Source organism: Turicibacter faecis (genome assembly GCF_037076425.1).
Taxonomy (GTDB): Bacteria; Bacillota_I; Bacilli_A; order MOL361; family Turicibacteraceae; genus Turicibacter; species Turicibacter faecis.
Genome location: NZ_AP028127.1, coordinates 704,240 through 717,898, shown reverse-complemented (window position 1 = coordinate 717,898; position 13,659 = coordinate 704,240). Strand labels below are relative to the sequence as shown.

Genomic DNA, 13,659 nt, shown 5'->3' with positions numbered 1-13,659 from the left:
TCACCCTCTTCCATCTCGTATTTTGCTTCACCTAGCAAAGTGTAATCAATTAAAATTGAATTTTTGCTGTTAAATAATCAACTAATTCATCAATAGCAACACGTTCTTGCTCCATTGTATCGCGATGACGAACAGTTACCTTTTTATCCTCTAATGAATCATAATCAAATGTCACACAGTATGGCGTTCCGATGGCATCTTGACGTCTATAACGTTTACCAATTGTTCCTGCCTCATCGTAATCAACCATCATATGTTGTGCTAATGTTGAGAAAACTTCTAAAGCTTGTTCATTTAATTTTTTAACAAGTGGTAACACTGCTACCTTATATGGTGCTAAAGCTGGGTGGAATTTTAAGACTTCACGCGTTTCACCGTTTTCTAATGTTTCTTCTTGATAGGCATCAATTAAGAAAGCAAGTGTCACACGGTCTGCCCCAACTGAAGGCTCGATACAATATGGAACATATTTTTCATTTGTTGTTGGGTCTTGGTATTCGAAGTTAACTCCTGATTCTTTCATATGGGCTTTTAAATCAAAATCTGTACGATTAGCAACACCCCATAATTCTCCCCAACCAAATGGGAAACGATACTCGATATCTGACGTTCCATTACTATAGTGACTTAACTCTTCTTGTGAATGTTCACGTTGACGGATATGATCAGGATTCATTCCTAAATTCACTAACCAATTCCAGCAGTATTGTTTCCAAAATTCATACCATTGTCCATCCTCACCAGGTTTACAGAAGAATTCTAACTCCATTTGTTCAAACTCGCGTGTACGGAAAGTAAAGTTTCCTGGTGTAATTTCGTTACGGAAAGATTTTCCGATTTGTCCAATTCCAAATGGAACTTTTTTACGACTTGTACGTTGAACATTTTTAAAGTTGACGAAAATTCCTTGTGCTGTTTCAGGGCGTAAATAAACCACTGATTTATCGTCTGATACAACCCCCATATGTGTCTTAAACATTAATTCAAATTGGCGAATATCCGTAAAATCATGAGCGCCACAATTTGGACAAGCAATCTGATGTTCGCGAATGTAGTTCATCATTTGTTCTTCTGACCATCCATCGGCAATGATATCATCCCCATGGTCTTCAATTAATTTATCTGCACGGTGACGACTTTTACATGCTTTACAATCCATTAACGGATCACTGAATCCTCCGACGTGTCCTGAAGCAACCCATGTTTGTGGATTCATTAAAATCGCACTGTCTAATCCTACATTATATGGTGATTCTTGAATGAATTTTTTCCACCATGCTTTTTTTACGTTATTTTTTAATTCAACCCCTAATGGTCCGTAATCCCATGTATTAGCTAAACCACCGTAAATCTCACTTCCTTGGTAGACAAATCCCTGTGTTTTACACATACTAACGATTTTTTCCATTGTTACTTGACTCATTTTATCGCTCCTTTTTCACTGACACTTCAGGCGCCATAGGCATAGAGAAAATAAAAACTCCCATACCTATGCCCTGAGCATAGGGACGAGAGTTTTTCCCGCGGTTCCACCCTACTTGTAAAATCAACTGACTTTACCACTTTATTAATCGTGCTCGGAAGTCCCTTCCTAAAGTCGTTGAAATCTGGCTTTCACCATCCCAGACTCGCTATCCTCCAACCTGATCTAAAGTACTCCTCTTCGTCTTCACACAAATATTGCATTATACTACTACCATTATATTATATCAAACCTTGCTTGACAATATACAAAAATACTAAAAACGACAGCAAAAAGATAATATTTTCAACGAATGCCTACACATTTATAAAAAACATTACGCAATAGGCCCCACTTCCCCTATTCTCTCCCTAAGACCCGATGAATGGCCTATCTCACAAAATATAAACTCACGAATCATTTTCTAAATAAAAACTTACAAAACAATAGCGGCGTCCTTTCGATAAAAAAAGGTTCTATAATATTTAGTGTTGCTGATTAAGCAGCACTTTTTTCATAGGATAAAAAAAAGAGACTTCAAGTCTCAATCCTGTTACAATGTTATCGACTAAAACAATATTGAAAGGATAAGATTTAATGTCTCACTCATATTTTACTAGAAAACTTTTAAATATTAAAGATAAAAATATTACATTTTCAGAAGATTATCTTGAGGAAGTGAAGTTGAACGGAATTACTAGCTTTATCTTTAAAGGTATTCTTACGTATCAACCGACTCATTGTCAAAAATGCGGAACCCTATTTGATTCAAAATTTAAGAAGCATGGATTTAAAACCTCTCGAATTGTCATTCCAAAAGTCTCTCTTCACGATACCTACTTAGACCTAAAAAAACAGCGTTATTATTGTGGGCATTGCCAGTCTACTTTTACACTAAGTACTTCAATTGTTGAAAAGAACTGTTACATTTCTTATCATACGAAACACGCCATTGCTTTAGAGGCCTAAAATAAAATTTCTGAATGTGATATCGCACGTCGCCATCAGGTCTCTCATTCAACCGTCAATCGAATCATCCATAGCTTTTATGAATCTCAAACCTTAAACCTTAATTATTTACCTGAAAATCTCTGTTTTGATGAATTTAAATCCGTTAAGTCTGCTGAGGGGCATATGTCTTTTATTTTTTGCGATGCTGACTCAAAACAAATCATCGATATCGTTGAAGATCGTCGTTTAAACTCCCTTCAAGCTTATTTTAAACGATACACAAAGGAAGCACGTCATCGAGTAAAAAATATTGTGATTGATATGTACGCTCCTTACATCAGCCTCATTAAGGATCTTTTTCCTCATGCCCAAATTATCATTGATAAATTTCATCTCGTTCAACATCTCTCTCGTGCACTGAACAAAACTCGAATCCGATTCATGAAAAAGTTCAAAAAGCATGGTCGTAAATTCAAACGTTATTGGCGCTTATTTTTAAAATCTCACGCTTTACTTAATACCACCACTTATCGATCAGTTTACTGCTTTAAACAACCCATGCGTGAAATTGATATCTTAAACTTTCTACTTGATTTATCTCCTGAATTAAAAGCAACCTATGATTTATATCAAGAGTTACTTTTCGCTCTTCAGACAAAAAACTTAAAACGATTTAATCATTTACTCGAAACGGAACATCCGCTTGTTTCTCCTGAGTTTCAAACGGCTTTCCAAACCTTTAAAACTTATCAATCCTATATTAAAAATACACTCTCAACTCATTATACAAATGGTCCCATCGAAGGAATTAATAATAAAATTAAGGTCATTAAGCGTATTGCCTTTGGATATCGTAGTTTCTATCACTTTAAATCTCGTATTCTCATGGTTCAAAATCTAACAAAGCCTAAAACGAAAATCCTAGCAGCATAGCTACTAGGATTTCGATTTGAATTTTCGTTGTAACAGGTTACAAATTAATCAGCAACACTATTTGACAAAGAACCTAAAAAAAGAGCCTAAGGCTCCTTATAAATCATTTATAAACTTTTTAGTCTGTAATTTAAATCCAGCGTATGAATCATAGTAAGCATCTAGGAATTGCTCAATTGGTTTTAAAATATCTTCATCAAGATCGATGTCTGGCAAGACATCCACCTCTAATTTATACAGGGCACGCACCATTGGAATTAAAGGTGCATCAATTAAAATAGGCTCCACGGGTTGATAACATCTCTTACACACAAGTCCTCCTTGACGGATACTTAATGTCACAATATCTTCAGTGCTTCGACAAACCGCACAGCAATCCATTACAGGGGCAATTCCAAGAGCGGGTAACATTTTTAATTGAAAAATAAGATTCAATAGATACGGAGAGTATCCTTCCTCAGCCGCTGTCAGAAACTGTTTAAACATGTGATATGTATATCTGCTAAAGCGTTCATCAATCATCCCTTTTAGAATGATTTCAACCATGCAATAAAAATAAGCCATGTGTTCATAATTCAATTTTAAATTTAAATAATATTCGATAACATCCCCACTATAAGCAAAGTAAAGATCACTGTTTGCTTGGTGTGAGGAGTTCAAATTAAAACGTGCACACGTTAATGGTTGAACGAGTGCACTTTTCTTCGTATTAACTTTATTGGCGTTTTGAACGAAAACGCCAATAACTCCTTTTTCTTCTGTTAAAACCTTTACAATTTTGTGATGTTCGCCGTAATTAAAGCTCTTTAATACAATTCCTTCTACATCAAGTGCCACGTTACTCCTCCTCTGTAACTTTAGCAGGTTTCACATCAGCAATCTCGTCTGAGAATTCGGTCGTTAAATTATCTACTGTTAATTCTTCTGATTCTTTCATTAACAAATAGTGATCAATTTTTCCCGTACGTTTGAAGATTTCCCATTCTAGACTATTCATGTATAATCCCTTCTTACTAGCTACGCTATTATTTTTAGTCCCTATTTTTTAGTATATCCTAGAATCTAAAAATTATGAAAAATTAACCTAAACTTTTGTCTTAATCAGTCGAATTAATATTCTTTTTCGCTATAACCAAAATCATTTAAATATAACTTTTTATTACGCCAATCTTTTTGTACCTTTACCCATAATTCAAGGTAAATTTTTGTTCCTAATAGCTTAACGATATCTTTTCGTGCCAATGTCCCAATATCTTTAAGCATTTTTCCACCTTTACCGATTAAGATTCCTTTTTGAGACGGACGTTCTACGACAATCGTTGCCATCACATCAATCACATTTTTACCTTCTACCTTCTCAATTTTATCAATCACAACCGCTACAGAATGAGGAACTTCCTCATGAGTTAAATGCAACACCTTCTCACGAATTAATTCTGAAATAATAAAACGTTCGGGATGATCGGTAATATGATCGGACGGATAAAATTGTGGTCCCTCTGGTAATTCTTCCTTAATAACAGAGAGTAGCGTGTCAATATTTTCCCCTGTCATTGCCGAAATCGGAATAATACCAGCGAATTCATGATATTCACGGTAAGTAGCAATAACGGCGAGTAATTCTTCCTTCGTAATTAAATCGATTTTATTAATTACAAGGAATACCGGCTGTTTCACCGACTTTAAATGCTCTAAAATAAATTGGTCACCACGACCTAATTTTTCAGTTGCATTGACCATAAACATAACTGCGTCTACTTCATTTAAGGTCCCAATTGCTAAATCGGTCATAAATTTCCCTAATTCATGTTTCGGTTTGTGAATTCCCGGTGTATCGATAAAAATCGTTTGGGAATCACTATCTGTAATAACCCCCTGAATTTTATTTCGAGTTGTCTGAGGCTTATCGCTCATAATCGCGATTTTTTTCCCTAGTACGCGATTTAAAAATGTTGATTTCCCGACATTTGGGCGTCCAATAATTGAAACAAATCCTGATTTAAATGCTGCATTAGTCATTATAGATCCTCCGATGTAAATGAATAAGGTAGTAATTCAAAGACACGATAGCTTTTGATCTCGTCTTTATTGCTTAATAGGATAACCGTTGCATCAGCCGGCATAAGTTCACTCATCACTTGACGGCATGCCCCACAAGGTGAGATAGGACGATCCGTATTCGCTACAACAGCAATCGCCTCAATATCTTCTCGACGATAACCTTTTGTAAAGGCTGTAAATAAAGCTGAGCGCTCAGCACAGTTCGTTAATCCAAATGAAGCATTTTCAATATTAGCTCCATTAATAATAGTTCCATCTGTTAATTTTAAGGCAGCCCCTACTGGAAATTTCGAATAAGGGACATAAGCATTTTGGTAAGCTTCTTTCGCTGCTTCGATTAAATCTGCATACATTTCTTTTATCATACTTTCACCTACATTTTTAATAAATATGGAAGAAAAATAATTCCTCCAATAATCACTGAAAAAATGGCCGCGATTAATACGGCTCCTGCGGCAACATCTTTCGCAATTTTAGCATAAGGATGATACTCACTTGTTACCAAATCAACCGTCTTTTCAATGGCAGTATTCACCATCTCGAGGCAAATAACTTGCATAATCACCACTAAAATAATTAAAAACTCTATCTTAGTAATATCAAAATAAAGGCCACCCATCATAGCAGCTATTGCTGCTAGATAGTGAACCTTTATATTACGCCCTATTGCAGATGCTGTCAAGATACCACGAATGGCAGGTCGAAAAGATTTTAACACGGCATAAACGGAATGCTCCTCTTTAGCGTTGTATTCCGAGCGCATTTAAAACCTCCTCCTGTTTACCAAACATGATTTTTTCCTCCTCGGGTTCTAAGTGATCATACCCGAGAAGATGAAGGCATCCATGCACAGCAAGAAAACTTAATTCCCGCTCAAAGGAATGCCCATAACGCTCAGCCTGTTCGCGTGTTCTCGGTAATGAGATAAAGACATCACCTAACATTCTTGGCATTGGCACTCCTTGAATTTTAATTTCTCCGGGAATTTCATCTTCAATGGCAAATGTAATGACATCCGTCACGGCATCTTTATTTCGATAATTAGCATTAATCTCTCGGATTTGTTCATTATCAACAAAAATAAAGCTGCATTCTAACGTTTCCTGATCTAATTTTTCCTGCTTAATGGTTTCATTTACAACGATTTCAACCATTTTTTCATATACATCCACTGCTTCGTCTGTTTGATTATAAAACTGGATATCAACTGCCATTTTTTTACTCCTTTTATTCACCTGAAGACTCATAACTTTCAATAATTTTTTGAACTAATGTATGACGCACTACATCGACTGTTTCAAATTGAACAAATTCAATTCCCTTAACGTCTGATAAAATTTCTTTTGCATGTTTTAATCCTGATTTAACGGGTTTCGGTAAATCGATTTGCGTTTCATCCCCCGTTACGACCATCTTAGAATTAAAACCTAAACGCGTTAAGAACATTTTCATCTGTTGCTTTGTCGTATTTTGAGCCTCATCTAAAATGATATACGCGTCTTCTAACGTACGACCACGCATATAGGCTAACGGGGCAATCTCAATAATGCCGCGTTCAATCATTTTTTCGGTTTGTTCTAATCCTAATACGTCATATAACGCATCATATAACGGTCTTAAATAAGGATCCACTTTTTCTTTTAAATCCCCTGGCAAGAACCCAAGGTTTTCCCCCGCTTCAACGACTGGACGCGTTAAAATAATTTTGCGGACGATATTCTTTTTAAGCAGTGCAACCCCGATTACAACTGCTAAATAAGTTTTCCCTGTTCCCGCTGGTCCAATTCCAAATACTAAGTCATTGTCCTGAATTTTACGATAATAGTCCTTTTGATTAAATGTTTTTGCATAAATCATTTTTCCTTGAACGGTTTTAATAATTTTATACCGCTCATCGAATAATGATTCTAAATCACCTAGACGATGTTGTTCGTTCATTTTAATCGCATATAAGACATCGCGTTCTGTAATTTCTTTTCCTTTGCGGTGTAATTCAACAAGCGCCATTAACACTTCTCGAATGATAGCCGCCTTCTTCTCATCTCCAAATAAATATATCTGATCCCCACGTAGGGAAATCTCAACATTGTAATAATCTTCAAAGATTTTTAAATGTTTATCATGATGTCCCACCACTGAGATCGTCTCATCAATAGTTTCAAACACTGCAGGTATTTTAATAGGGTCTTTACTCATAATCCAGCTCCTCTAATATGCAATATTTTCGTATACTGTCAGATGACACTTAAAAATAAACTGTGTCTCTGTCTCTTCCTCTGATATTATCTCCAAATTTTTAATGATAAACTCATCATCTGTCTCTTGTTTGTATTTATTTTTAATAATAGTCAGAAGATTTTCTTTTAACTCCTCAGAAGTATTTACTCTCATTATATCACTTTTTTCATAATATTGTATTTTTTCTAAATAAAGGGGTGATTTTTTTAGAAAAAAGAAGGGATTATATGATTTCTTTACTTCTTCATACTTTTCATAACTTACCTTTTTGCTTGGAAGTTTTAAGTCTATCCCCCCGACATGAAGTACATACTTCGTTTCCTTATTAGCCGTAAATCCTTCTTGGACATCTACTTTCTCCGCTGTCACGATGGCTTCGTACCAAGTATCAGCAAATACCTCCCCCTTCGCCGTATCCTCAATCGGGATAATTTCTGTGGTATAAGGTTGTTCAACATAACAAGTTACTAGCGGGTCTCCTTCCTTCACTAGCTGATTTTGTTCAACTAACACCCGGCAGCTTGAAACCTTATAATCCCGAATGACACCCGATCGTTTAGCATAAAGCGTATCCGAATACGTATCCAAGTCTTCTCGCTCCTCTACCGGAGTATTATAGACTTCAAATACAATATCTGTTCCCTTACGGTAAATATTAATCCAGGCATACTCATTGTAATGTTCCTTCAATTCTGCCTCAATGGCCTCAAGATCGCCCTGCAAAAAGGCTAATGGCCCAAACTGTTTAAAATGAGGCGCTAGCAACGTTTCTAATTCTTCCGTCTCTTGCTTATTTAAGTTACCATGGATTTGATAACCAATCGTGTACTTATCCATCAGTGACATCAAGATAAAAGTCAACACGACAAGTGGAACAATAATTTTTAGGACCGAAGGATAGATAGAGATTTCTCGAACAATCGGATAATCCCTGTCTAATTGCTTCGCAACATCCTTTCGAATCGTTACTAAATAACCCTCCTTTTTTCGTTTCACTCCATACAACATCACGTTCTGTCGCCTGAGTTGATTGATTTCCGTCATATCAGGAACTAAAATTTGCACCTTTGCTATAAATATTCCTAACCATTTGTTATTCATTCCTATCACCGACTATTTCTATTTTTTTTATCCGATCACTTTCAATACGAATAACTAAGTCACCATACTCTTTAATTCTTAAGTTTTCTCCCGAAATAATATACTTATTTTCTGGGGTCTTTAAAATACAAGACGTTTCCGTAAAATTCTCCACCGTACAATGATCATTTACAATGACGGTTTTATTCTTAATGAGTTGAATGAGAGGATAGTTTAACGCCTGCTTAAAGATTAATGATTCAACCTTATTCACCATTTCCATTTTATCACCATCATTTTTCTTATTAACTGTTCGTATGCTCATAAGATTTTATGAAACATAGCCACCAAATATGAGTAAATTACTAAAACTTTTAGGCTCCTGTCCTTTCATTTATCTCACTAACATCCTATGTTTAGAATAAAAAAACGATTCCTAAAAGGAATCGTTTTTTTACTCTACTTCGCTAACGACAAACTTTAAAGCCAGGGAATCTACCATATTTGTTCCTACTGAATTTAAATCTACCGCTTTAAATGCTGTATTTAATTTTGTCAGACCGTCTACTGTTAAAATAGACACTTCCTGGTTAGGAATCACTTTAATAACATCCACAAAATAATGCGGATTTGATTTTAATGTCTTAATTCCTAAACATCCTTTTTTATTTCTTGAAGATAAGGCAATATCTTTAACTTTTAACTTTTTAATATTTCCTCTTTGAGTTAATAATAGGAGTTCATCATTAACTGCAGCCAATAAAACCTTAACGAGCTGGTCATCATTTCCTAATTGAATTCCTTTTACCCCCATCGCTTTAAGCCCCGTCGGTGTAATCTCTGTATCACTAAACTTCAATAAATATCCCTTCTTAGTGACCATAATCACATCATTCATAAATGAAGCACGAATAACAGAAACAAGTTCGTCCTCTTCTTTAACTGACATGGCAACCATCGCACGGTGATAACGTGAGACCTCAAAATCACTTAAACGTGTTTTCTTAATCATCCCACTCGCCGTTGTAAAGAAGAAATATTCCTCTGTTTTAAAATTCGTCACTGGGTAAACAGCAATAATCTTCTCTTCTGAATCCATCGTCACAAGGTTAGAAACATGTTGCCCAAGATCCTTCCATTTAAATTCAGGTAACTTAAAGACTGGTAAATAGATAAAGCTTCCCCTGTTAGTAAACATCAAAATAGTCTGCAAGGTATCCAGTTGCAATTTAGCCACCAGTGCGTCTCCCTCTTTCATGGCTTGCACATCTGATTTCGTTGCATTATAAGAACGCAATGTTGTTCGCTTCACGTATCCATCTTTTGTAATGGCAACCATCACGTCTTCTTTAACGACCATATCTGTTTCATCAATTTTAATTTCTTGGATATGCTTTTCAATGACACTTCGACGTGGCGTCTCGAATTGTTTCTTCACTTGTGCCAATTCTTCTTGAATGACGTGTAATAACCTCGTTTCACTACTTAAAATAGCTGTTAACTCTTCAATTCGCTGAGTCAATTCGCTATTTTCTTGTTGAAGAGCCGTCACATCCGTATTGGTTAAACGGTATAACTGTAACATCACAATGGCCTCTGCCTGGCGCTCACTAAATTCAAAAGCTTTAATTAAATTTTGTTTTGCATCTGCCTTATCCTTTGATTGACGAATAAGATGAACGACCTCATCTAAAACCGAAACCATTTTAATTAACCCTTCGACAATATGCTGACGTTCTCGTGCACGCTTAAGATCAAAGTTCGAGCGATTCGTCACAACTTCTTTTTGGTGTTGAATATAAGCGTCAATTAACTCCATTAAGCCCATCAACACCGGACGTTTATTATGAATAGCTACCATGTTAATATTATAAGAAATCTGCAAATCCGTATTTTTAAAGAGATAGTTCAATACTAAATCAGATTTCACATCTTTTTTAAGTTCGATAACCACACGTAACCCATTGCGGTCCGTTTCATCTCGAACCTCCATGATCCCTTCAACTTTTTTATCGATTCGTAAATCATCTATTTTTTTAACTAAATTAGCTTTGTTCACTTCATAAGGAATTTCAGTCACAACAATTTGTTCCCGTCCCCCACGAATCGGTTCAATTTCGGTTTTTGAACGAATAACAATTCTACCTTTTCCAGTAGTATACGCCTTTTTAATCTCCTGTTCTCCTTGAATAATAGCCCCTGTTGGAAAATCTGGGCCTTGAACAAACGTTAAAATATCATCAAGCGTACATTGCTTATGATTCATTCGGTAAATAACTGCATTAATAATTTCACCTAAGTTGTGGGGAGGAATATCCGTCGCATACCCCGCTGAAATTCCCGTCGCACCATTCACTAATAAATTAGGAAAAAAGGCAGGTAATACCGTAGGCTCTGTCATCGAGTCATCAAAGTTAGGGATAAAATCGACTAAGTTTTTATCAATATCTCTTAATAATAAACCAGAAATAGACGATAAACGTGCTTCTGTATAACGCATCGCCGCAGCCGGATCGCCATCAATACTCCCGTTGTTTCCGTGCATTTGCACAAGTGGTTCACGTAACTTCCAATCTTGTGAAAGACGAACCATCGCATCATACACAGATGAATCCCCGTGAGGATGATAGTTACCGATAACATTACCTACCGTTTTCGCTGATTTACGAAACGGCTTTTCAAAAGTATTTCCATCTTTATACATTGCATATAAAATTCGTCGCTGAACGGGCTTCAACCCATCCCTTACATCAGGTAATGCCCGATCTTGAATAATATATTTCGAGTAGCGGCCAAAACGGTCGCCCATAATATCCTCTAAGCGCATCGGTTGGACACGCTCTTGAGTCGATTTATTCATAAATTACACCCTCTCTATGTCATAATCATCTTCCATGGTAAAGTCCACATTTTGTTCAATCCATTCACGTCGTGGTTCAACTTTATCACCCATGAGCGTTGTGACGCGGTGATCGGCATCGGCGGCATCATCAATTGTTACTTGAATCAACGTTCTTGTTTCTGGATTCATCGTTGTATCCCATAACTGATCCGCATTCATTTCACCGAGACCTTTATAGCGTTGAAGGGTATAACCTTTTCCAACTTTAGCAATCACTTCACTTAATTCTTCATCCGTCCAAGCATATTCAATCACCTGTTTTTTCCCTTGACCTTTTGATACCTTGTAAAGAGGTGGTAAGGCAATATAAACCTTTCCAGCTTCTACTAACTCTTTCATATAGCGGAAGAAAAACGTTAATAATAAAACTTGAATATGAGCCCCATCCGTATCGGCATCGGTCATAATGATAATTTTATCATAATTAACATCACTCAACTCAAAATTAGCCCCAACACCGGCACCAATCGTATAAATCATCGTATTTATCTCTTCGTTTTTAAAAATATCTTCCATTTTCGCCTTTTCTGTATTAATCACCTTTCCACGAAGCGGAAGAATAGCTTGAAAAGCACGATTACGACCGAGTTTTGCAGACCCACCTGCTGAGTCCCCCTCCACTAAAAATAATTCATTCTTTTGCGGATTTTTTGTCTGAGCCGGTGTTAACTTTCCAGATAAATTTGTTTCCTTTTTCTTCTTCGTTTTTCCACTACGCGCATCCTCACGTGCCTTACGTGCCGCTTCACGAACCTGCGCCGCTTTCACGGCTTTCTTAATAAGCTGCGTGGCTACTGCCCCATTTTCATTAAAGAAAAAGGTTAACTTTTCCGAAATAACGTTATCTACCGCTGATCGAGCTTCAGGCGTTCCAAGTTTCGCCTTTGTTTGCCCCTCAAATTGTAAGAGACGTTCAGGAATTCTTACAGAAATGATAGCGGCTAAGCCTTCTCGAATATCGGCACCCTCTAAATTTTTGTCCTTCTCTTTTAAAAGGCCATTTCTTCGAGCATAGTCATTAAAAATACGTGTAAGAACGGCCTTTGCACCTGTTTCATGGGTTCCCCCATCTTTTGTACGAACGTTATTAACAAACGATAAAATATTTTCAGAGTAGCTACCAGAGTACTGAAATGCAAAATCCACTTCAATATCCTGACTCTCCCCTTCAAAGTAAACTACTTCATGTAACGTATCTTTTCCTTCATTTAAGAAGCTAACAAAAGACTTAATTCCATCCTCATAATGAAAAATCTCTTCTTTATCGTTTCGTAAATCTACTAATTCAATCTTTAATCCCTTTAGCAAAAAGGCTGATTCACGTAATCGCTCCGCTAGCACATCATAAGAATAAACCGTCGTTGAAAAAATTTCTGGGTCGGGTTTAAACGTTACAAGTGTTCCCGTCTCTTTTGTTTTACCAATAACCTCTAATCCTGTAACTGGATGTCCACCATTTTCAAAACGTTGACGGAAAATTGATCCGTCCCTTTTAATAACAACTTCTAACCATTCTGACAATGCATTGACAACACTGGCACCAACACCATGTAATCCACCAGATGTCTTATAGCCACCTGCACCAAACTTTCCACCAGCATGCAAGACAGTATAAATAACCTCCGGTGTTGGTTTCCCCGATTTATGCATTCCTGTTGGAACCCCACGGCCACAATCTTGAACGCTAATACTGTTATTTTCATGAATCGTTACTTTTATATAATTTCCATACCCGGCTAAAACCTCATCAATGGCGTTATCAACAATTTCATAAACGAGATGATGTAATCCACGGCCATCTGTAGACCCGATGTACATCCCTGGTCTTTTTCGTACAGCCTCAAGTCCCTCGAGTACCTGTATCGAATCTTCGTTATAATTTAAGTGCGTCGACATGATGACACTCCTTTCTCTTTCCATTATCTCATTTTAAAAGATTTTGTCTTTAAATAAAAGGGCTTATTTGCACAACTTTATTTAACCCCCATTTTTATTTCTATACAAAATAAAAGTATTATACATTAATTAGAAT

14 protein-coding genes are annotated in these 13,659 nt (G+C 36.5%); 2 read left to right on the top strand and 12 right to left on the bottom strand.

Annotated features, from left to right (window positions below; all coding sequences use genetic code 11):
* Positions 1-49: 49 nt before the first annotated feature.
* Positions 50-1,423: a glycine--tRNA ligase gene (locus tag AACH31_RS03430; RefSeq protein WP_161831964.1), complete on the bottom strand. Its 1,374-nt coding sequence runs from the start codon at positions 1,421-1,423 to the stop codon at positions 50-52.
* Between the two features lie 636 nt (positions 1,424-2,059).
* Here AACH31_RS03430 and AACH31_RS03425 point away from each other — a divergent pair.
* Positions 2,060-2,431, top strand: coding sequence for a transposase family protein (locus AACH31_RS03425; RefSeq protein ID WP_338617262.1), 372 nt, complete (start codon positions 2,060-2,062; stop codon positions 2,429-2,431).
* A gap of 6 nt (positions 2,432-2,437) precedes the next feature.
* Positions 2,438-3,346 (top strand): ISL3 family transposase, encoded by a 909-nt coding sequence (locus tag AACH31_RS03420; RefSeq protein WP_338618079.1) that lies wholly within the window; start codon positions 2,438-2,440, stop codon positions 3,344-3,346.
* Positions 3,347-3,442: 96 nt separating this feature from the next.
* Here the strand turns inward: AACH31_RS03420 and recO are convergent, their stop codons facing one another.
* The 11 genes from recO to parE form a co-directional block, all read right to left on the bottom strand.
* Positions 3,443-4,183, bottom strand: coding sequence for a DNA repair protein RecO (gene recO / locus AACH31_RS03415; RefSeq protein ID WP_161831963.1), 741 nt, complete (start codon positions 4,181-4,183; stop codon positions 3,443-3,445).
* A gap of 1 nt (position 4,184) precedes the next feature.
* Positions 4,185-4,343 (bottom strand): YqzL family protein, encoded by a 159-nt coding sequence (locus AACH31_RS03410; RefSeq protein ID WP_161831962.1) that lies wholly within the window; start codon positions 4,341-4,343, stop codon positions 4,185-4,187.
* A gap of 113 nt (positions 4,344-4,456) precedes the next feature.
* On the bottom strand, positions 4,457-5,365 hold the full coding sequence (era, locus tag AACH31_RS03405; RefSeq protein WP_161831961.1) for a GTPase Era: 909 nt from the start codon (positions 5,363-5,365) through the stop codon (positions 4,457-4,459).
* Entirely contained in the window at positions 5,365-5,769 is a 405-nt protein-coding gene (cdd, locus tag AACH31_RS03400; RefSeq protein ID WP_161831975.1) for a cytidine deaminase, read from the bottom strand. Before cdd ends, era begins: the two co-directional genes overlap by 1 nt.
* 11 nt (positions 5,770-5,780) lie before the next feature.
* Positions 5,781-6,170, bottom strand: coding sequence for a diacylglycerol kinase family protein (locus AACH31_RS03395; protein WP_262950442.1), 390 nt, complete (start codon positions 6,168-6,170; stop codon positions 5,781-5,783).
* Positions 6,148-6,621 carry an rRNA maturation RNase YbeY gene (ybeY, locus tag AACH31_RS03390; RefSeq protein WP_161831959.1) on the bottom strand — a complete coding sequence of 158 codons (474 nt, stop codon included), beginning with the start codon at positions 6,619-6,621 and terminating at the stop codon, positions 6,148-6,150. The genes AACH31_RS03395 and ybeY overlap by 23 nt, the downstream gene beginning before the upstream one ends.
* A gap of 13 nt (positions 6,622-6,634) precedes the next feature.
* The gene (locus AACH31_RS03385) at positions 6,635-7,603 is read right to left on the bottom strand and encodes a PhoH family protein (RefSeq protein WP_161831958.1); all 969 of its coding nucleotides are present in this window, start codon (positions 7,601-7,603) and stop codon (positions 6,635-6,637) included.
* Between the two features lie 12 nt (positions 7,604-7,615).
* Complete coding sequence (locus tag AACH31_RS03380) at positions 7,616-8,746, bottom strand: sporulation protein YqfD (protein WP_161831957.1); 1,131 nt, start codon at positions 8,744-8,746, stop codon at positions 7,616-7,618.
* The gene (locus AACH31_RS03375) at positions 8,739-9,008 is read right to left on the bottom strand and encodes a YabP/YqfC family sporulation protein (protein ID WP_161831956.1); all 270 of its coding nucleotides are present in this window, start codon (positions 9,006-9,008) and stop codon (positions 8,739-8,741) included. Before AACH31_RS03375 ends, AACH31_RS03380 begins: the two co-directional genes overlap by 8 nt.
* 171 nt (positions 9,009-9,179) lie before the next feature.
* Positions 9,180-11,585 (bottom strand): DNA topoisomerase IV subunit A, encoded by a 2,406-nt coding sequence (gene parC / locus AACH31_RS03370; RefSeq protein ID WP_161831955.1) that lies wholly within the window; start codon positions 11,583-11,585, stop codon positions 9,180-9,182.
* A gap of 3 nt (positions 11,586-11,588) precedes the next feature.
* Positions 11,589-13,523, bottom strand: a complete 1,935-nt coding sequence (gene parE / locus AACH31_RS03365) for a DNA topoisomerase IV subunit B (RefSeq protein ID WP_161831954.1) — start codon at positions 13,521-13,523, stop codon at positions 11,589-11,591.
* Positions 13,524-13,659: the final 136 nt, after the last annotated feature.